The organism is Bacteroides gallinaceum (genome assembly GCF_030373775.1).
Taxonomy (GTDB): Bacteria; Bacteroidota; Bacteroidia; order Bacteroidales; family Bacteroidaceae; genus Phocaeicola; species Phocaeicola excrementipullorum.
This window is the reverse complement of the sequence record NZ_JAUDEN010000001.1, coordinates 150,444-171,803: the sequence shown is the minus strand read 5'-3', so window position 1 is coordinate 171,803 and position 21,360 is coordinate 150,444. Positions and strand designations below refer to the sequence as shown.

The 21,360-nt window shown below is 50.0% G+C and carries 9 protein-coding genes; 3 read left to right on the top strand and 6 right to left on the bottom strand.

The features are described from left to right. Positions 1-75 precede the first annotated feature (75 nt). Positions 76-1,647 (bottom strand): sulfatase, encoded by a 1,572-nt coding sequence (locus QUW60_RS00630; protein ID WP_289558088.1) that lies wholly within the window; start codon positions 1,645-1,647, stop codon positions 76-78. A gap of 249 nt (positions 1,648-1,896) precedes the next feature. Here QUW60_RS00630 and QUW60_RS00625 point away from each other — a divergent pair, with 249 nt between their 5' ends. The 3 genes from QUW60_RS00625 to QUW60_RS00615 are packed head-to-tail and all read left to right on the top strand — an operon-like array spanning position 1,897 to position 8,953. After that, positions 1,897-3,525: a glycosyl hydrolase family 18 protein gene (locus QUW60_RS00625; protein WP_289558087.1), complete on the top strand. Its 1,629-nt coding sequence runs from the start codon at positions 1,897-1,899 to the stop codon at positions 3,523-3,525. Positions 3,526-3,530: 5 nt separating this feature from the next. After that, positions 3,531-5,351, top strand: a complete 1,821-nt coding sequence (locus QUW60_RS00620) for an alpha-L-fucosidase (RefSeq protein WP_289558086.1) — start codon at positions 3,531-3,533, stop codon at positions 5,349-5,351. 11 nt (positions 5,352-5,362) lie between these two features. Then, positions 5,363-8,953, top strand: a complete 3,591-nt coding sequence (locus QUW60_RS00615; RefSeq protein WP_289558084.1) for a glycoside hydrolase family 2 TIM barrel-domain containing protein — start codon at positions 5,363-5,365, stop codon at positions 8,951-8,953. Between the two features lie 444 nt (positions 8,954-9,397). On the opposite strand, the gene QUW60_RS00610 is transcribed toward QUW60_RS00615, so the two are convergent. The 5 genes from QUW60_RS00610 to QUW60_RS00590 all read right to left on the bottom strand — a co-directional run bounded on the left by QUW60_RS00610 (position 9,398) and on the right by QUW60_RS00590 (position 21,230). Beyond that, positions 9,398-11,638 (bottom strand): M26 family metallopeptidase, encoded by a 2,241-nt coding sequence (locus tag QUW60_RS00610; RefSeq protein WP_289558082.1) that lies wholly within the window; start codon positions 11,636-11,638, stop codon positions 9,398-9,400. A 23-nt stretch (positions 11,639-11,661) separates the two neighbouring features. Then, entirely contained in the window at positions 11,662-13,995 is a 2,334-nt protein-coding gene (locus QUW60_RS00605; RefSeq protein WP_289558080.1) for a glycoside hydrolase family 20 protein, read from the bottom strand. Between the two features lie 77 nt (positions 13,996-14,072). Then, the gene (locus QUW60_RS00600) at positions 14,073-15,986 is read right to left on the bottom strand and encodes a DUF5006 domain-containing protein (protein WP_289558078.1); all 1,914 of its coding nucleotides are present in this window, start codon (positions 15,984-15,986) and stop codon (positions 14,073-14,075) included. 46 nt (positions 15,987-16,032) lie between these two features. Then, a complete protein-coding gene (locus tag QUW60_RS00595) occupies positions 16,033-17,880 on the bottom strand; it encodes a RagB/SusD family nutrient uptake outer membrane protein (protein ID WP_258336826.1) in 1,848 nt (615 codons plus the stop codon). Positions 17,881-17,891: 11 nt separating this feature from the next. After that, positions 17,892-21,230, bottom strand: coding sequence for a SusC/RagA family TonB-linked outer membrane protein (locus QUW60_RS00590; RefSeq protein WP_375337932.1), 3,339 nt, complete (start codon positions 21,228-21,230; stop codon positions 17,892-17,894). Positions 21,231-21,360 lie beyond the last annotated feature (130 nt).

Here is a 21,360-nt window from a genome sequence, read left to right as displayed (position 1 = left end):
CGAATCTGAAGGGAAATAAAAAAGTCACAACGAATGCGGTGAAACTGCTTCGTTGTGACTTTTTTGTGTTATGTATCAAAGCGATCCGTCGGGATAAGCGATCCGTTTTCCCGTGGTTTTCAGCGACGGACGCTGTGCTTTGCATCTTTTCAGTTCATCAGTCATTTCTTTGGCGAGCGCTTTCACGATATCCGGATATTGCGCGGAAAGATCGTTCTGCTCGCTGATGTCTTCTTTTATGTTATAGAGTCTGAGTTTCCTGTTCTCCCAGTGGTATATCAGGTGGTAGTTTCCTTTCAGGTAAGCAGAGAAAGCGCCGTAGCCTTCCTCCTTGTTCTGCGTTTCTCCCCACAAGTTAGGGAAATGCCATAAGATTGGCCGTTCGCGTTTTTCGTCAGGATTCTTCAGCAAATGGACAAAGCTCTTTCCGTCTACGGTCTGGGAAGTTGTGTAGCCGGAGATTCCCGCCATCTCCAGAATTGTCGGGAAGAAATCTTCAATCATCACCGGATTGTCGTTTGTTGTATTCTTTTCCGTTACTCCCGGCCAGCAGACCATCATCGGTTCCCGCACGCCGCCCATAAACGCCGAGCCTTTACCTGCGCGTGCCGGATAATTCTGATCCCTGTTTGCCTTGCCCTGTCTGACGTTGTTGAGGGCCTGTCCTCCGTTGTCCGACATGAACAGAAGGATTGTGTTCGACGCCACTTCCGGCCGCTTCTGCAGAAAGTCAAGGATATCTCCCAGGCTTTTGTCCATCCCTTCCACCAATGCGGCGTAATGGATTTCCATTTCGTTCAGCGTATCCTTCAACTGTTCGTCATAGCGGTTTCTGTATTTTCCGCTGAAGCGTTTGTCTTCATCGTAGGGTGCATGTACGGCATAGTGTGACATGTACAGATAAAACGGTTTCTTTTCAGCGATGGGCTTTTCCAGAGCTGACAAAGCCTCCCGGGTGAGAACTTCTGAAAGGAAAATGTCCTGTCCGTGATACTTTTCAAGTCCTTTCACCGCCCATTTTCCTTGTCCGAAATTTCTTGTACCCAGATAGCTCCCCGGAGCGCCGTTTGCTCCTCCTCCGATGTTGACTTCAAAGCCGAAAGCCGACGGATCTGCTCCGGTTGTAGAAATTGCGCCGAAGTGCGCTTTTCCGCAATGGATGGTATAGTATCCGTTCCGTCTCAGAATTTCCGGCAATCCGGTAATCAGTGTCGTATTTTTTCTGTCGTGAGTTGAGGTGACGGTGTCAGGCTGTATGCCGTTGTAATTCCATTCCGGCGGGACTATGTCCCCTCTTTCTGCGTCTGTCCGTTTGTCGTAGTCCAGTGTCCAGTTTGTGACTCTGTGCCTGGCTGCATTCATGCCCGACATCAGGCTGCAACGGGTGGGGGTGGATATCGGGCAGGCATAGGCTCGGGTGAATCTGACCCCGGCTTCTGCCAGCCGTTCCATGTTGGGCGTGTGGTATCTTCGGTTCAGAGGCATGACCGAATCGTTGTAGAAAGGAACAGAAGTGTCCTGCCATCCCATGTCGTCCACCAGAAACAGTATAATGTTCGGGCGGTCGGCAGTCTGGGCGTGAAGGGATAGTGAGGAAAGGCAGCAAGCTGATAGCAGGGCATTTCCTAATGTGAATTTTTTTCTCATGGCTTTTTATAATTGTTTGCGATAAAAGTAGGATATTTTTTTTGTTTCTGGTTAAAAATAAGGGTCTGAATTTGGTCATCAGAGTCCATTTTAGATTAATAATGCCGTTTGTAATTAAAATCAGACTATAAAATAGTTATTTTTGGAATCGGGAATCATAATTTAGCCGCATTTTTGTAAATAAGGGATTGAGGCAGGCTCTTGATTCTTCCGTGTATAAAAATATTTTTGTTTAGAAACTTTGTATTTATGAGAAAACGATTCTGGAACAGGACAGCGTTTGTGCTGGCGGTATGTTGCAGTACCTTGGGTGTGTCGGGGGCCGATGGCAATCCGGAGAAAGACGCATCTCCTTTTATTGTAAGTTCATATATCCGTGCCAGTTTTTATGAGATAGACAGAGTGTCTTCAGAAAGCATGAATGCCTGCACAGATCTGATATTTATGGCGTGCAGTCCTTATCCTGACGGACGGCTGTGTTTCGAGATTCCCGACAATCAGGCCTCGTTCAGTGGCGGAGCCGTATATTTGAAGGATGCGGCTGGAAGAACAGGCGTTGTTTCTTTTGACGGAACTGGTGTGATGAACGGAGGATATGATTTGCTGAATACGGCCACAGCGGGTGTCAGCCAGTTTTCTTTCGGCACATGGATTTATGTTGATGAATGGCGTTGCGGCGGAGAACTTTTCAGAAAAAGCGCCGGCATCCACAATGTGTCATTGACATTGGGGAGAGAAGCGGGCGGGCTGCGTTTTTCCGTCGATGGTTCTTCGGCTGATTTTGCCGGTACCGGTCTGTCGGAGGGCGGGTGGCATTATGTCGCCTTGTCGTATAATGCCAAAGGAAGTTCTCCTTCGTTTCTGTATGTAGACGGGAAAGTGCACGGGTTTCCGGAAAACGGCGGTCTGAAAGGAAAGCCTGTTCCTTTCATGCAGGAAGAAATGTTTTTGGGCGGCGGACTGAAGGGCAAGCTCGACAATACATTCTTCAATTCGGCTGCACTGTCTGCTAGTGAAGTGGCAAGATTGCAGCGCTCGGATACGTTACGATATGATTCGTGGAGGATGAGCAAGACGCTGTCATACTGGAAATATGACAAGCCGGACAATCCGGGAGAAGACAGCCGCACCTGGGCGCATGTGCTGCGTGACATCCGGTCGGAGGTGACATCCCGGAAAACCATGCTTCGCCTGGGTATAACTTCTGGAGCGTGGAAGTCGATGTGTGAATCTCCTGAGGCGCGGAAAGTATTTGCGTCTGCTTTGAAGGATCTGATTGAAAAATATTCGTTTGACGGGGTTGACCTTGATTTTGAATGGCCCGCAAATACGGAAGAAGGATTCAGAGGATATAATGAAACGGTCAGAGTTGTGCGGGAGGAGATAGGAGATGCTCCGGTCTTTTCCGTGTCGCTTCATCCCATTTCATATAAATTGTCGGAAGAGGCTGTTGCCGCACTCGATTTCATTTCTATCCAGGCTTATGGTCCCCGTCCTGTACGTTTTCCGTATGCGCAGTATGTCAAGGATCTTCAGGAAGTGCTGGAGTATGGCCTTCCTGCCAAGAAACTGGTGGCAGGAGTTCCTTTCTTCGGTGTGGAGAGCAACGGAAAGCTGGATACGGAGTCGTATTACGCTTTTGTCATGCAGAATCTGGTGAAGGATTCTGCTCAGGAGCGGGCTGTTTGCAGGGGCAAGGAGTTTCTTTTTGACGGGCAGGATGCGATCCGCAAGAAAACCCGTTATGCGCTCGGCCTTGGCCTGCGAGGAATGATGAGCTGGGATCTTGCGACAGATATGCCCGTTACTGACCGGCGCTCGTTGCTGAGAGCCATGAACGAAGAAATAGAAATTGGAAGACAACACTCAAAAAAATAAATATCATGAAAAAACTGAATCGTTTGACAGCAATGGCTTGTCTGTGTCTGGCGGCTCTCTCCGCTCAGGCGCAGGAAGAGCATTATTTTGTGAAGCATCTGAATTTCCCTCCGGGGAGTTCGCTCGAACAGAAAGTGGATATGGCTGCCCGCCTGGTTCCTACTCCGCAACAGCTGGAGTGGCAGCAGATGGAGCTGACCGCTTTCCTGCATTTTGGTATCAACACGTTTACCGACAGGGAATGGGGAGATGGAAAAGAAGACCCCGCGTTGTTCAACCCTACGGAACTGAATGCGGAACAGTGGGTGAAGAATCTGAAGGAGGCAGGCTTCAGAATGGTGATTCTCACCGCCAAGCATCACGACGGGTTCTGTCTGTGGCCTACCAAAACGACGAAACATTCGGTGGCCTCCTCGCCCTGGAGAAACGGAAAGGGTGATGTGGTGAAGGAACTGCGCGATGCTTGCACGAAGTATGGCATGAAGTTCGGCGTATATCTGTCCCCATGGGACCGCAATGCCGAGTGCTATGGTGATTCTCCCCGATACAACCGGTTCTTTATAGAACAGCTTACCGAACTGTTGAGCAATTATGGAGAGGTGCATGAAGTGTGGTTTGACGGTGCCAACGGAGAAGGTCCCAACGGAAAGAAGCAGGTTTATGACTGGGATGCTTTCTATAAGACGATCCAGCGTTTGCAGCCGAAAGCTACAATGGCGATCATGGGCGATGATGTGCGCTGGGTTGGAAACGAGAAGGGACTGGGGCGCGAAACAGAGTGGAGCGCGACAGTGCTTACTCCCGGCATTTATGCCCGTTCAGAAGCGAATAACAAGGCGCTGGGTGTGTTCCCGAAGGCCGCAGACCTCGGAGGCCGCCAGATATTGTCGAAGGCAGGCGAACTGTTCTGGTATCCTTCGGAAGTAGATGTTTCCATACGTCCAGGGTGGTTCTATCACGCTGCGGAAGACGGCAAAGTGAAGAGCCTGAAACAGTTGTCGGATATTTATTTTCAGTCGGTAGGGTATAATTCCGTGCTGCTTCTGAATATACCTCCCGATCGCCGCGGCTTGATTCATGAAAATGATGTGGAGCGGCTGAAAGAGTTTGCCGCTTATAGAGAGAAAACCTTCGGTGTAGACTATACCTCAGACGGGAAGGGATTGTGGCAGGCCGAATCGGGAGCCAGCCGTGAATACAGTCAGAAGCCGGATGCAAAAATCAATGTGGTCTTGCTGCAGGAAGACATTTCCAAAGGCCAGCGTGTGGAGGCTTTCAAGGTAGAAGGGCTTGTAGGCGGACAGTGGAAGTGTTTGGGAGAAGGCACTACCGTAGGCTACAAGCGGATGATCCGTTTCCCGGAAGTAAGTGCCGAAAGGCTGAGAATAACCGTATTGTCTTCCCGGAGAAAGGCGAATATCTGTAATGTGGCTTCTTATTACGCCGGGCCGATAGCGGACGAAACCGGAAAGGCCAAGTGGAACGACTTGCCGCGCGACGGATGGACGGTGGTGGACAGCCAGCCGCTTGCCGTTGATCTCGGGCAGGAAGTCACCTTGTCTGCTTTCACTTATGCTCCGCGGAACGAAACCGCCAGTCCGGCAATGGCTTTCCACTATAAGTTCTTTATCAGTTCCGACGGGAAAAGCTGGATTGAAGTCCCCACCAACGGAGAATTCAGCAACATCATGCACAACCCGTTGCCGCAGACCGTTACTTTCGGCAAGCCGGTCAAGGCACGCTATATCAAACTGGATGCTACGGCTCCTGCCGGCGGAAAGGCGGTTGTCGGGATGGATGAACTTGGAGTAACCTTAGTCAAATAAAGCAATATATCATGAAACATCGTCTGTTTTTAACTTTTCTGTTTTTCTCAGTCTGTGCCTTGAATGTCTTTGCACAACTGTCGTTCGACAAGAATAAATTGTATGTGCTGGTTCCTTCGGGGATGCCGGACAAGGTGGTCGGCTGCAAGTCTGCCGGGCAGCCCGTGGTCTTGCTTTCTCCGGACGAAACGGACAAAATGCAGCAGTGGAGTGTCAGCGGTCTGTCGGGCAGTTGCCGCTTCATCAACCCTTTTGTGAACCTGAGTATTCATGCCCGCTCCGACAATAAGGTGGGGGTGACTGAGAACAACGGTTCGGACGAGTCGCAGCTTTGGCTGGTGGAAGCGGCGGGCAAATTTGTGCGTCTGGTTCCTGCCAATACCCCGGAGCTGGTGATGGTCTGCCGCAAGGACGGTTCGCTTGCGCTGGCGGACAAGAAAAAGGAAGGCAAGTCGGCAGCATCTTTGTTTGCAGTCAAAGCAAGCGGCATGCCTTTGCCCGCTTCTTTCCGTGTAGAGGATGTGGCCCGCGAGAAAGTGTACTGGGAAGATGAAACGCGTTTTGCGGAAAACAAGGAAACGGGGCACGCCACTTACATGCCTTATCGGAGTGCCGGCGAAATGCGTGCTGACAAAGACTATTACCAGACCCCATGGGTCTACTCCAAAAGTTCGGCTTTCTGTTTGCTGAACGGCGACTGGAGCTTTTATTTTGTGCCGGAACCTTCGCAGCGTCCGTCAGACTTCTATAAGGATAGCTTCGACGTGAGCGGATGGGACAAGATTCCCGTACCTTCCAACTGGGAGATGCAGGGATACGACCGTCCCATTTACGCGAATGTGGAATATCCCCATTCAAACACTCCTCCCTACATCAACGCCCGCAAAGGCTTCAATGACGGAGGAAAAAATTACGGCATCAATCCGGTAGGTTCTTATGTGCGTTTCTTTGAACTCCCTGAAGGGTGGGAAAAACAGCGCACGTTTATCAATTTCGGAGGAATCTACAGTGCCGCGTTTGTTTACCTCAACGGCCATTATGTAGGGTATACGCAAGGTTCGAACAATGTGGCGGAGTTTGATCTGACCGCTTATCTCCGTAAGGGTACAAACCGTCTGGCCGTGCAGGTGTTCCGCTGGAGCGACGGTTCGTATCTGGAATGCCAGGATATGTTCCGCATGAGCGGCATTTTCCGTGACGTATATCTTTACAATGTGCCTATGGTCAGCGTGCGCGACCATTACATCACCTCTTCTTTGGATGCTTCGAAGAACTTTGCGGCGGGTGAGATGAATGTGGAACTGACACTTGACAACCGCAGCCGTTTGAGCGGAAAGAAAGAGCTGGTTGTCCGTCTGCTTGATCCTTCGGGCAGGCTGGTCGCAGAAAAGCAGGCTCATGCAGCTTTTGCCGCGAAAGATACCCTTTGCAAGACGCAGGTGTCGTTCAGCCTGAGCGGGCTGCTGCCCTGGACGGCCGAAACGCCGAACTTGTATACGGTGGAAGTTATCCAGCGTGAGGGGGGAAAGGATGAAATGGCATTCTCCACGAAATACGGTTTCCGTGACATTCAGATCAAGGGTTCTTTGGTGTATGTCAACGGGCAGCGTGTGTTCTTCAAGGGTGTGAACCGGCATGATACGCATCCCCGCTACGGCCGTGCCGTGACTGTGGAGTCGATGTTGCAGGATGTGCTCATGATGAAGCAGAACAATATCAACACGATCCGTACGGCGCATTATCCCAATGCGGCCAAAATGTATGCCATGTTCGACTATTACGGATTGTATACGATGGATGAGGCTGATCTGGAGGATCATGCCAACCAGTCTATCAGTGACATGCCGTCGTGGATACCGGCTTTTGTGGACCGTGTGGACCGCATGATTTTGCGCGACCGTAACCATCCGAGCGTTATCTTCTGGAGCCTGGGAAACGAAGCCGGAGGCGGAAGCAATTTCCAGGCTTGTTACGACGCGGCGAAGCGTCTTGATTCCCGTCCGGTGCATTACGAGGGAACACGCGACGGAAAACCTTTCGGGGGAAACCGCTTCAGCGATATGTATTCGAAAATGTATCCGGGCATGGCATGGATGGACGAGTATGTGAATTCGTTTGACAAGCCGATGTTCATTTGCGAGTATGCCCATGCGATGGGGAATGCCATCGGAAATCTCCGTGAGTATTGGGAGAGCATCGAAGGGAGCTCTTCTGTTATAGGAGGAGCCATCTGGGACTGGGTTGACCAGGCAATTTACGAGCCTCATGAAATGAAGAAGGGCATTTATCGCCTGCACACCGGATATGACTTCCCCGGCCCGCATCAGGGAAATTTCTGTTCAAACGGAATTATTCCGGCTACGCGTGAGGAAACTCCCGAGCTGAAGCAGGTGAAAAGGATTTATCAGTATGTCGGCTTCTGCCTGGCAGCAACGGACATGGAGAAGAATTCGGTGAAGGTGCAGCTGCGAAACAAATACAATTTCCTTTCGCTGGACGATTTCTATTTGCGCTGGGAAACGGTTGCTGACGGATGTGTGGCGGCTGCCGACAGCATCGGTCTGGATGCGGTTGCTCCGGGGGATTCGGCTGCCGTGCTGCTGAACCTGAAAGGTGTCAGCCTGAAACAGGCGGAGAAGGATGGAAGAGAGGTGATGCTGAACTTGTATGTATGCCGCCGTGGAGCAACGGCGTGGTGCAAGTCCGGTCACGAAGTGGCACGGATGCAGTATGAACTGGTTTCGCGCCGCGGTTTGCCTGAACTGGAAGCCGGCAAAGGCGGCAGATTGAAGGTTGCTGACGATGGCGGAAAGATAGCGGTGAAGAACGAAAGAATCGAAGCTGTATTTGACAAGGCGACGGGACGCATGACTGCGCTTGTGATGAACGGGAAGCGTATAATCAGCGGGGGCGAAGGATTCGTGTACGACAACCATCGCTGGATTGAAAACGATTTGTTCAAGGATACTTCCAACGGACTGGATTCTGTCGGAACATGTGAAGCGGTGAAGAAAGGCAAAACTGTGGTTGTCCGTACTTCACGCACCGGAAAGTTGTGCGATACGGAGATTGTCTACACTTTCGTTCCGGGAGGATCGTTTGATGTGGATGTCCGCTTTGTGCCGCACACGGCTGATTTGCGCCGCGCTGGTTTGGTTTGCGGCATTGATTCGACGATGAGCAATGTGAACTATTATGCTCTCGGACCGTGGGAGAATTATGTTGACCGGAAAGACGCTTGTTTTGTAGGCCGCTATTCGGCTACGGTTGACGGAATGGTTGAAGAGTATATGAAGCCTCAGTCGATGGGCAACCGTGAGGGCTTGCGTGAACTGACCTTGACCGACGCTAGCGGCAAGGGTATATGTATCCGTACGGAAGGCAATGTGTCGTTCTCTGCGCTGCGCTATACGGATGCCGATCTGATGAACGGCAAACACGTTTGGGAGCTGCGCGAAAGGCCTTATATCGTGCTTCATCTGGATGCGGCGATACGGGGCATAGGCAATGCGAGCTGCGGACGTGACGTGGATACGTTGCCCAAATACCGGGTGCCGGAAAGTCCGATGGCTTATAAGCTGCGTATCAGTGCCTGTGAGTAACCTCGCTCTCAGGCTGCCGTAAAGACAAGAAAGCACAGGGAAATCCATCCGACGCGGACGGTGTACCCTGTGCTTTCTTGTCTTTTTTGTCTTTGTGCTTTTCCGGTGTTATGTGCATTCCGGCGGGCCGGTTTCCGTCTTTCTTTCCGGCTGGTTGAATGAGAAATGCAGGCTGCTGATATGCGGAAGGACGGACATTTTCTTTATCTTTAGCCTGGAGATATACATCTTCAGGCTAGAGATGCATGTCTTCAGCTTAAAGATACACATCCTCAGGCTGGGGATAGAGTACATTCCGCGGATATTTTCGTTCCCGCTGTCTTCTTCTTGGGGAAGCCTCGAAGAGGAGGGGCAAATAAAAAGAGGCCCCGGAGATGGAGGGAGAATTTTTGCTCCCTGCGCTCTCTGCGGCCTCTTGGGGAAGTATTGGTGAACCTATTGAAATTATTCTGCGGCTTTGATAATCAGCGGTTCAGTGTCCGAACTGTTTTCAGCAAACTGATATGCCGTACATCCGGCTGTGGAGGCGGCAGCGTTCATTTCGCTTGCTTTTCCTTTCAAGTCCGCTGTTGAAATGGGGGCAAGGTCTTTCAATGTGGGAATTTCCGTATTGACCGGATTGTTTATGGCCGCAACTCCTTCCTGCGTGTAGAAACAAGCTGTATATGCGGGTGCGCTTGCTCCTCCGCAATCTCCCTGTATGCCGCCCAGCTTGTTTGCTGTTTCCGGGAGTGTGAATGTTGTATAGCAGGAACTGATTTGTGCTTTTGTATTAAATGTCTTTCCAATCAATCCTCCTACGTTGGAGCTTGAGAAGCCTCCCTCCTTTATGTTCAGACTACCGGAAGCATAGCACAGCGTGATGCTGCCCGGATTCGGAGATTGTATCTGTCCCACCAGGCCGCCGATGCTTCCCATTGCTACATCAAAGGTTGCTGACGCGCTGCTTGCGCTGATTGAGCCTGATGCAAGCCATCCTACAAGTCCGCCTATATTGGGGTTTGGCGTTGTTCCTGTTGTAGAAACGGTGACGCTGGAGCTGACGGATGAATTTGTTATTTGTTGCTTGCCCGCAGCGTTGGGCGTTTGTCCCAGAAGTCCGCCTACATTTACCTTGTAGTTACCGCAATCAACCGATAAGCTTACATCTGACTTTCCGACTTTGCAATCGGTTATGTTGCCTGTGCTGCTTCCAATCAGTCCTCCTGCCATTCCGTCGGCTGAAACCGTTATATTGATCGTTCCCGATTCAAGTGTACATCCGGCAACCGTTCCGCTGTTGGATGCGGCCAAGGCTCCGGCGGTGTTGGCAGAAACATTCATGTTGATATTTGATATCGTAATGTTTTCCAGCGTTCCGTTGTTGGTAAGTATCAGTCCGGCCGAAGAGCTTTCCGCAGTGCTGATTGTCGCGTTTTCGAATGTAAGGTCCTTGATTGTTCCCCCGTTTGTCTTGGCGAAACAGCCCTTCATGTTTTTGAATGTGAATCCGTTTCCGTTGAATGTTCCTGCGAAGAAGTCGATGGCTTTCCATTCTTTTCCTTCAAAGTCGACTTCCTTAGTCCAGGAGTCTTCGTCGCCCGGAACGGCCATTAGAGTGACGGTCTTGGATTTTGCGGCTTCGTCGGCACTCCATTTGATGAGTCCGTCCAGGTTGTAGATGGTGGCATTGCCTTCTTCGTCGGCAACATATCCCTCTTCCGGAATGCGGAAGTTGTCAAGTTCGCAAGTGATTTTGTATCTCTTGCCTGCTGCAAACTGATAGGCGGACGCTTCCATGTCCATGCCCGTCTTTTCATTCATGTCTTTCAGGGCGACATTGCTCAGGATTGTGATTACCTGCTCTTCATCCTTCGAGTTTACGACTGTAGCTTTCAGGGATATGCCTGTTTCTCCGTTTATTTTGTTTGCATCGGCATTATACTGCGTTGGAATGATATTCAAGTAGCCGTTCAGCGACGCATTGGGAGCGACAGTCTGGTCGCTCATGTTCAGCGAAAGGCTTTTGCGCATGTCTGATACGCTTTCCACCTCACCGTTGCTGTTGATTTTCATTGCGCCGGGAAATACCTCGCCGTTGCTTTCAACAGTGATGCGGCGGACCTTCAGGTCTTCTTTCGCAACGTTCTTCAGGTCGAACTGAAGCGTGGCTGTCAGCGGAGCAAATTCGAGGTCTGGAATCGCGCCGTCCGTTACGTTCGTGGTGGCCACCATGAAAGAGTAGGCGCCAAGTTCTGCATTGCCTGCAGCCTGCGTGCATTCTGCGGGGATAGCAAATGTGGCGATTTCATCGAATGTGCTTGCCTCCTTGAAGGGATAGACTGCCACCAGTTTATGGCCGTCAACCAAAGGCATCTTTCCTGCAAATTCCGCTGTAGCCGCAGGTGCAGATCCGTCATATCCCGTGCTGATTGTGAAGTTGTATCCTGCGCCTTCTTTCTGTTCCCATACGGTGAAGGCATCCTGTGCGTTCCATGCGTATGCTTCGTTCTGCCAGTTCGCGCGTGTTTCAAAAGTCTTGAGTGACTTGATTGTGGCATTTACGGTGCAGTCCACAGCTTCTGCCTGAGAGCTGCTTCCTTCGCCTCCCGTATTGAGGTCGATTATCTTTTCTTCCGAACAAGAGCCTAGTGCGATCACACTGCCTAAAAGTCCGGCATTCATCAGGTGTTTAAACTTTTTCATATCAATATCGTTTGTAAGGTTATTTATTCAACTGTCAGTTCGTCAAAATAATAGCGTGCAGGCTGTCCCGGCCGCATATAGTGTTCGGGAATGCACTTGCCGTATCCTTCCGTCTTGATGCGCACGTATCTCGCCTGTTTTCCTTTCACGTCGAATGCGATGTCTTCAATGTAGTTTCCTTCCTTGAAGATTTCGTCTTTGTCAAATGTCTTTTTGCCGGCTTCCGTGAAGCGTCGGTTGTCTTCCGAGAGTTCCAGCGTAATCTTTTTCGGCTTGTGGACAGCCATTCCGTAGTTTGTCAGGCATCCCAGCGTCACTTTGCCGATTGTTTCCGTCTGGCCGAGATCCACGGTGAACGAACTTTGTTCGAGCTTGTCCCATGTACACCATTCAAAGTCCGACTGGCGCAGGCTTCCTCTTACTCCGTTAGTCAGCAGCGCTGTCTGAGGGTTGCTGCTGATCACTTTCTTTCCGGTAGCCTTGTTGCGCAGCAGCGGCAGTTCAAGTGTCTTGCCCATCTGCTTTCCGTCTTTGAAGGTTGCGCACTTCAATGTCATTGCCTTGTCTGTCAGCAGAGAATCCTTGAATAGGGGAGATTCCGCAGCAGGTTCTGTTCCGTCGACGGTATAGCGGATTTCCACATCCGTGCGTTCGCATTCCAGTTTGATGTTGAGTTTTCCGTTCAGCGGAGTTACCTTATGCTGGATGTTGAACATCGATTTTGCATAGACGATGCCTTTCGCGTCCAGATGCGCAAGGTAGTTGTCGAGTGCCTTCTGGAAAGCTTCCCAGTCTTTGGAGCCTTCGGGCGACCAGGCCACTTCTGCTGCGGCAGCCAGGCGGGGGAAGGTCAGGTAAGTAACGTCCGAGGGCTTGTAGCAGAACTCAGTCCACATGCATGCCTGTATTCCTTTCAGCAGATCCTTGTATTCAGGCTTCCAGTCTTTCTGTACAGGTTCAAAGTTGTATACATCCTTCAATGTGTTGTTGCCGAAATAGGTGGTCGGCTCAAACCATTGCGGTCCCTGGTAGCGGATCAGATAAAGCACGCGTGCAGGAGCCATGATGAAAGGATGTCCCTCTTCGGCAGCTTTCAGCGCAGCTTTTCCGTATCCTTGCCAGCCGAAAACGACCGTGCCTTCCGGAACCTTGCTGTTTGTCAGCTCGTCCCATCCCATCATTGTCTTTCCTTTGCTCCGGATATACTCGTTAAGCCGGCCCATGAAGTAGCCTTGCAGGTCTTCTTCGTTTGCCAGTTTCTCCCGGCGCATCCGTTCCTGGCAGAGCGGGCACTGTTTCCAGTACGTCTTGGCCGCTTCGTCGCCGCCCATGTGAATGTATTGCGAAGGGAAGAGATCTGCCAGCTCGTCGATTACTCCTTCGAGAAACCTGAATGTTTCTTCTTTTCCTGCACAATAGATGATTGACGGGTGCTTTCCTCCCAGTCCGGGCAGAACCGTGATGGGTGTCTTTACAACCGGACAGGCGAGTTCGGGGTAAGCGGCAAGTGCAGCGCATGAATGAGCCGGCACGTCGATTTCCGGAATCACCTCAATCTGCCGTTCGGCTGCGTAAGCGATGATTTCTTTCATCTCGTTCTGCGTATAGAATCCGCCGACCGGAGTCTTTTCTCCCGGCTGCTGGTTGCGTCTTGCATAGAACGGCTGTTCGCCGCGGTCCACGCGCCATGCGCCCACTTCTGTCAGTTTGGGATACCGTTTGATTTCGAGCCTCCATCCGGTGTCATCCGACAAATGCATATGCAGTTTGTTGAGTTTCAGCATGGCCATACAGTCGATGAGTTTGATCACCTCATCTTTCGGCATGAAAAACCGTGCCACATCCAGCATCAGTCCGCGATAGGCGAAACGGGGCTTGTCGTCTATTTTCATGGGCGGTACGGTCCAGTTTGCTTCCACCTGTCTGTTTCCGTCAATTGCCGGAGGCAGCGACAGACGCAGTGACTGAAGCGCATAGAAGAATCCGGCCGTGTCCGCCGACTTGATTTCAATCTTTTTCGGAGTGACGTTCATCGTGTAGGCTTCCGGTGCGAGCGATTTGTCTGTGACAAGGCTGATATCGCCCTTTTCCTTGTTCCCCACATCGACTTTGGGCGTGAATCCGGCAGATTGAGCGAACAGTTCGGCAAAATTCCGTGCCGCTGCGGCCTGTGCTTCATTTTCTACCGCAATGCTTGTGCTGCCGGAGAATGTGAAGCCTTTTCCATGATCTTGTTCCATTGCCACAGGTTTCGGCAATATGCAGCTTTCCGTCGGCGGCTTGTCGTTTCCGCATGACAGAAGGAGCGGCAAAGCCAGTCCTGCGAACAATATGCTGTTAAACTGTTTTCTTGTCATTGATTCAGTAAGGTTAAAAAGGCGGACAGCCTTTCTGCATTTCCTGATGCTGAGTCAAGATTGTCCGCCTGGTCTGATTAGTACAGAATTATGGGATTGAATTGCTTCCCGTGCGTGTTGTAGGTGTTGTCGGTGTAGAATCTTACCCAGTCGATTTCCATTCTTGGAATCGGAGAGTCGGCACCGCTGTATTGTGAAGTTCTGGCATCCTGGTATGTGATGCCGGCGTATGCCGCAGATTCGGAATCGTTTGGAGCTACCTTGCCCAAGAACATCATGGTAAGCAGCAGATGCAGGCCTTCATCGTTTATCTGGTCTGTGAACGGCCACTGATACCCGTTCTTTTCAACCTCTGCTTTTGTAATGCGGATGGTTTCTATTCCGTTGATACCCATAGTAACCGTTTCGTTGTCGAGCCATTCTGTCCAATAGATATTGAACTGGTCTACTGTGCCGCTGAATCCGACTCTTTTAGCATCGATTGTGGGGTTGTAATGTTTGTTGTCAACGATTGTTCCCACGTGGAATGTCTGTTCCACAGTATTGGCATTAGCGAGTGTATTGTTTTCCATCACGTCGATTTCGCCGTAAGCAGGCCAAACGACCCATGGGTTATCTCCTCCCTGTGCCTGGTTTCCCTGAAGCCATATGCCCGGCAACATTCTGGCCTTGGCGCCACGGATACGTGCTCTTACTTCAATGCGCATGCCCGGATAGATACGTATATTCTGGGGCGCGTAATTATGGTTGTTGGTGTTGTTCGAATTAAATTTGTTTGCATACAGTGCAGACGTTCCGAAATTAAAGGTTTGCTGGTTGCGTTTGGATTTTGTCTGTTCTTTCAAGGTTATCATCCGCAGATATCCTTCAGACGTAATCCATGTATATCTTGCGTTGTCGACAGCACCTCCTGTTTCTACAGCCTGTGTGTTCTGATCTGCGAATCCTTGCGGATAATCTTCATTTGTCCAACTTCCGTCATTGGTCTTTGTCGGCTTTTTGCAGAAAGCCACATTATGGAATTCGTATGCTCTGTAAAATTTCCATTTTCCTTCGGGCAGCACCTTGCCGGCGTTGGGATGCGGATCGCCTTCATGCATGAGTCTGTAGCTCTGTGACGGTCCCCAGGCTTCTATATCTTTCTGCCGGGCTTCTGAAACATACATTTCATCCGCGTCTTCATACAGCCAGCGTTCGTCCATAATCTGTGTACCCATTCCTTTGTGAATGTCGATTTTGGTAATCTTCAACCGGTCTGCGCTCAGCGGATAAGTCTGCGAGTTTGTTTCAAAGTTAATGTCGAACGTTTCGTCTTCCGTTGTTTTCGGGTCGCTTTCCATTGTGATCGGGTCGCTTTCGGCCGTACTGCTTCCGGCAAGAATTACCAGTTGGGAAGGCATCTCGTCAACCTTGTCTTTCAGTCCTGTTCCCGGAGTTACTTTAACGGTAACGTCTTCTTTCACGGGCACATTGACCGAAGCCACCAGTGTAAATGTCTGGTTTTCTCTGACCTCATTGTCCGCATTGTTCTTCAGAGAGATTGTCGTATAGTGGTAGTCGGCCACCTGTACGCTCTGCGAAGCATTGCCAATTGTATATCCGCGTGCGAAAGCGTTCAGATTGACGGCATAGGAACCGGAGATTCCTTCTTTCTTGACCGGGATTGAGATTGTTTTGGAGGATTCGCCTTTGCCGAAGACAATTGCTGACGGAAAATTCTCGAACAGGGTAGTGGCATCTTCCAGTCCGTTGGCTGTCACGTTTAGCTTGATGTCGAATTCTTCGTTGGCGGTTTGGCTTTCTTTGTCCGTAACGTCAAAGGTAATATACATGGTTTCGCCCATGGCCAGATTGTTGTTGTCTACCGTCATGGTCAGGTCGACAACTTCTGCCAGCGGAGCCACTTTGTATGTGTCCTCGCATCCTGCCAGTCCCGCTGAAAGGAGTAAGGAAAAAGCTCCGCACGTATAGTTGATAAATGAATGTTTCATAGTTTCTTTTTCTTAAATCTGATTTGAATTGACTTTCAGCATATGATTACCAGTTAGGGTTTTGCTTCAACTGTTTGTTCAGTGCCAGTTCGTCCGGAGAAATTGGCATCAGATAATCTCTGTCTGCATGGAACTGATATCCGTTGGGCAAACGTCCTTGCAGCGGGTCGAGCCATCCGTTTACATCGGTCAGCAGTCTTCCCAGCGCGTTGGCGGTTTCAGTGTCGCTTGTGTTGAACGATTTGTATAAAACACCGTCATGGCCTAAATATGCGCCGCGTCCTCTTTGGTTTACGATCAGCTTTTCGCCTTTCCAGCGCATCAGGTCATCCAGGCGGAAGCCTTGGAGTGCAAGTTCTGAGCGGCGTTCGCGTCTTATTTCCTGCATGTTCGGCGTCAGTTCGTAGCCAAAGTCTGAGAAATGAGGGTCTTTGCCCATATCGTTCGGCTTCACATAAGTTACTCCTGCGCGTTCACGCAACAGTTTCAGCGTCTTTTCCAAAACGGTGTCATCACATTTCTTCAGTTCTTCAGCCGCTTCTGCATATGCGAGCAGCGCTTCGGAATAGCGGAAGATAACGAGTCCCGTATCCCAGAACGAATCTCTTGTGTAGGTCGTGTCAACTCCCAATGCGGTATGGAATCCGGTCAGGTTGCGTCCGTTGCCGTCACCGTTCAGATAAGGCGAAAGAATTTCCGCGTTCGATTGCTTTTCTTCATCCGTTGTGGCGTCTTGGATGAATTCCTTCACGCACATCGGGCGAGTTATGGTGGCTGATCTGAACTTGTGTCCGGTGCTCATCACTGTTTCCGTCAGGCGCGGGTCACGGTTTTCGAACATCACGTTGAAGTCCTTGTACTTTGCATCTGTCGGGTTGATGAATGTTCCGTCTGCATTCAGGTAGTTGTCTACAAGCGATTTAGACAGGCCTGCCGCCCCGTCCGTATCAACGATGCCGCCAGCCAATGAGGGAACTACGCTGTTGTATACACCTTCTGCCATCGAATATTTCTTCCAGAAAACGGCTTCGGGCACATTGCTGTAGTCCTTCTGGTTGAACATGTGCGCAAACGCGTCGGCAGGAGTCGTGGCACCGAACGGATCGGTATCTTTGGTGTTGAGCGTGATGCCCGCCTGGAACAGTTCATCTCCCCAGGTGATTACCTGGTTGAAGAAATATTCCGACTCGTTTGTCTGAGCTGCAAAAGCGTCGTTCGCATGGTATTTTTCCCATGATCCTTCATAAAGGGCAACGTTCATGGCAAGAATCATCGCGGCCTCTTTGTTGATCCGCAATCCCTTGTATTCGCTTCTGCCGTGCAGCAGTCCTTTTGCCGTGGTGAGATCTTGCAGGATAAACTTGGCCACCTCATTGCGCGGTTTCTGCGGAATCTGCAGTCCTTCAATTGTTGCATTTTCATCCCAGAACGCATCCATCAGCGGAATGTTCCCGAATCTTTTCAGCAGATAGAAATGCCAGTAGGCTCTCAGGAAATGAGCTTCTCCGCGGAGCGAACGCAGGTTATCGTTTTCTTCATCTTCACTGACCGTATAGTAGTGAAAGAAATAGTTCACGTCGCGCAGGTTCTGATATCCTGTAGACCAGTCGCTGGCTCCGCTGAAATTGGTGAACTCTCCGTTGAGGCGTTCGTCATACTGCTCGGCAAGGATGTTGTCGCTGTTCTTTTCTTCAGCGCGCACTCCCAGTCCGTATTGGTTGAATGTCGGTATCGCCATGTACAGTCCGTTGATATAGCTGCGTACCTGATTTTCGGTAGACAGATATGTTTCGTTGTTCGGCTCGGTCATCGGCAGCCTGTCGAGAAAATCGGAGCATGATGTCGTAGCCATTGCACTTGCCGCAATGAGTGATATTATCAGTGTCTTTTTCATCTTGTTTTCAATTAGAAAGTTAAATCAATTCCAAATACAAAGTTGCGGTTCATCGGATAAACTTTACCGTTACCGTTCTGAGTCAGGGCTGAAGTAAGTCCCGGAGCCTGTTCGTTGCTTCCTCCTGCCCATGTGTTGACCTGGTTCAGCGTTTCTGGGTCAAATGCGTTGGGCAGCTTGTCGATGGTGAACAGGTTGTCGCAAGTGAAATAAACTTTCAGGTTCTCCAATCCAAGATATTTCGTGACGTTCTTCTGGAACGTATAAGAGATTGTCAGGTTCTTCATACGCATATAAGCCGCATTCAGCAAATATCTTGTCGTATTGTATCCGGTGTTGACTTTCCAGTCAATGTCACCGCCTCCGGTCGAAGCGTCTGTCAGACGCGGAAGGTATCCGTTCGGATTTTCCGGGCTGAAGTGGTTGAGGTGTTCTTCAAAATAGTTTCTTCCTCCAAACAGGTACGTACTTCCGGCCATCGGGAAGTCGCGTTTTGCGACACCTTGCAGCAGGGTAGATACTTCAAAGCCCTTGTATCCGAGATTCAGGTTGATACCGAACGAATATCGTGGAGTGGTATTTCCGATAATCTGCAAATCTCCGTGGTCCGCCAGTGTTCCTTTTCCCGGATCTACCTTGCCGTCACCGTTTGAATCGATGAATTTCAGGTCGCCGCGTTCCCATTGGGTATTGGATTTGAAGAAGGACAGGTCAGTAGTTTTCAAGTATTCGTCCACTTCACGGTTGGTCATGAACAGGTCGTCTGCTGCATATCCCCAGATTTCACCGATGTCCATTCCTTTATAATATCCCTTGTTCCGGTCAAGACCTGTGTGGTTGTTGTATATCAATCCTTCCGGATTATTGTATTCGGTGACTACCGCCTTATAGTCGAATACGTTGAATCCCACGCCATAGCTGAATCCGCATGCCAGCTGGTCTTGCCAGTGTACGGAAAGTTCCCAACCTCTGTTTCTCAAAGTTGCGTTGTTGACTTTGGCGCGGTCGTCCGGAATGATACCGCTGATTGAGGGGATCGCTTCTGCCGGTCCGATCATGTCGCGGGTTGTACGCTGGTAAATGTCGGCAGTAAGAGTCAGCCGGTCATCAAGCAGTGTAAGGTCCAGACCTAAGTTTGCGTTGTCAACCTTTTCCCAGGTGATGAAAGGACTTATCATGGCAGGAGTCATTGCGATGGTTCCTTTGGCGATGCTTCCGTCGGCTGCACCTGGCAGGAGCCATGCGTTCTGGTGCGCTGCATTCAATACCATTGTGCCGAGGTAATCGTATAGTCCCGCTCCGTTCTGGTTACCCAGACGTCCGTATGAAACGCGTACTTTCAATTGAGAGATCGGCAAGTTGAGATTCTTGAAATAGTCAGTGCGTGCAATGTCGTATCCTGCGGAGAACGAAGGGAAGAATCCCCAGCGATGCCCCGGAGCAAAACGTGAAGAGCCGTCATAGCGTCCGCTGAATTCAAGGAAATAGATGTTTCTCCAGTTCCAGTTCAGTCGTGCAAACGCCCCCATTGTAGCCCAGTGTTCTCTGTTGTCTCCGGCATACAGCACTCCGTTTGCATTGGCAAACGAGAAGATGTCTTCGCTCATCATGCCGTCCTTATAGGTATAGCCGTTCGAGTTGTTCTGCACTTCCCACTGGAAACCGGCCATTGCCTTGAAGTAGTGGTCGCCCCACTGGTGGGTATATGAAGAAGAAATGCTGGGCGACAGGTAATAGTTGAACACATTGCCTTTTGTATAAGAGCCGAACTGTGTGTTTCTCCATGTCATTCCCGGGTACTGATATCCTTGTCTGTTACCCGTAATAGTCTGTATCGTACCGTTCGGCAGAACTGTTTTCGGAAAGCCCATTTCAAGGTCGTTGTTTTCAACATCCAGACGCATCTTCATTTCTCCGACGATGTCCCATCCTTCCAGCGGTGTGATTGTGGCTGAGATAGACATTGCGTCAGAAATGCGGTTCTGGTTATATCTTGTATTTTCCATGTAGAGCATTTCGTTCCACGTAGGCAGGTTGTTCCGTTCTGCAGGAAGCTGCGTTACCTGAGTCGGGTAGCGGTCGGCGATTGTTCCGTAAAAGATTGTCTGGTTTGCCATCGGTCGTTTGATTATATTCACCGTAGCATTGTTGTTGAAGTTGAACTTCAGCCAGTCGTTGGCCTTGAACTGCAATTTGGCATTGACATTGTATTTGCTCAAATTGTCATCCACATGATCCATCAAACCTTCCTGATAAGTATATCCCATACCTAAATAGTAGGTTACTTTGTCTGTTCCGCCTGAAATGTTCAGGTTGTGCGAGTGGCGCAGTGCATTGTTTTTAAAGTAATAGTCGAACCAGTCTGTATTGGCATACTGATTATAATAAGTGGAAGCCCATCCGTCGCCTGCCTGGTTGATGTCAATGCCTGGAAACTCGGCAGAATAGGGATTCTGCATGAATCCTTGTATTCTTGCTATTGTTTCGTCGGAGAAGAGTGCTGTCTGTCCCGTATTGTCACGGATCTCGTTTATGTAGTTGGCGAAATCCAGGGAGTTCATGCTCTTAGGCATGTTGATGGCCGAACTGAATCCGACAGAACCGCGGTAGGTCACGCGCGCCTTTCCGCTTTTTCCGCTTTTGGTGGTTACCAGAACCACACCGTATGCAGCGCGGGCACCGTAAACAGCGGCTGCAGAGGCATCCTTCAAGACAGAAATACTTTCAATGTCGGAAGGGTTTACGTTCTGCATGCTTTGTTCAACACCGTCGACCAGCACATAAGGCTCACCTCCATTGATAGAACCGATACCGCGGATGTTGAATTTGATCTCTGCACCGACTTCACCGCCTACACCGTCAGCGGCCGCATCCGAAGCGAAGTTCAATCCGGCTACGTTACCTTGCAGCGCGCTGGTCAGGTCGGTTACCGGACGGTTTACGATCGCTTCCTGATCTACAGTTGCCACGGCTGCGGTAATCGTGTTGCGTTTCTGGGTACCCATGCCGACAACGACTACTTCGTCCAATGTCTGGGAATCCTCCTTTAAAAGAACATTGATTTTTGTCTGGTTCTTTACGGGCACTTCCTGTGTCGCATACCCGATGAAAGAAAAGACAAGAACAGATTTGTTACTTGGCACTTCTATCGAATAATTTCCGTCCAGATCGGTTATTACTCCGGTTTTTGTGCCTTTTACTTGTACATTTACTCCCGGAATGCCGAAATTTGTTTCATCGGTCACTTGTCCGGAAACTACCTTCTGCTGGGCAAAAGCGTCGATGGCTCCAAGCATCCCGAGCAGCGGTACTAAGAAGAAAACTGCAAGTTTCTTTCTCATACTTTCCATAGCTTAAATTTTAACATTGTTTGAATTTTATGCTCAACAAAAATATTGCTAATAGAGGCAGGAGCATTCCAAATAAAGTCATTTAAACTTCAAAATTTGGTTATTTGTTCCGGGCGGATAAAAATGGAAG

Coding starts and splice junctions, on each gene's coding strand:
- QUW60_RS00630 (WP_289558088.1), bottom strand. CDS start 1,647: ATGAGAAAAAAATTCACATTAGGAAATGCCCTGCTATCAGCTTGCTGC.
- QUW60_RS00625 (WP_289558087.1), top strand. CDS start 1,897: ATGAGAAAACGATTCTGGAACAGGACAGCGTTTGTGCTGGCGGTATGT.
- QUW60_RS00620 (WP_289558086.1), top strand. CDS start 3,531: ATGAAAAAACTGAATCGTTTGACAGCAATGGCTTGTCTGTGTCTGGCG.
- QUW60_RS00615 (WP_289558084.1), top strand. CDS start 5,363: ATGAAACATCGTCTGTTTTTAACTTTTCTGTTTTTCTCAGTCTGTGCC.
- QUW60_RS00610 (WP_289558082.1), bottom strand. CDS start 11,638: ATGAAAAAGTTTAAACACCTGATGAATGCCGGACTTTTAGGCAGTGTG.
- QUW60_RS00605 (WP_289558080.1), bottom strand. CDS start 13,995: ATGACAAGAAAACAGTTTAACAGCATATTGTTCGCAGGACTGGCTTTG.
- QUW60_RS00600 (WP_289558078.1), bottom strand. CDS start 15,986: ATGAAACATTCATTTATCAACTATACGTGCGGAGCTTTTTCCTTACTC.
- QUW60_RS00595 (WP_258336826.1), bottom strand. CDS start 17,880: ATGAAAAAGACACTGATAATATCACTCATTGCGGCAAGTGCAATGGCT.
- QUW60_RS00590 (WP_375337932.1), bottom strand. CDS start 21,230: ATGGAAAGTATGAGAAAGAAACTTGCAGTTTTCTTCTTAGTACCGCTG.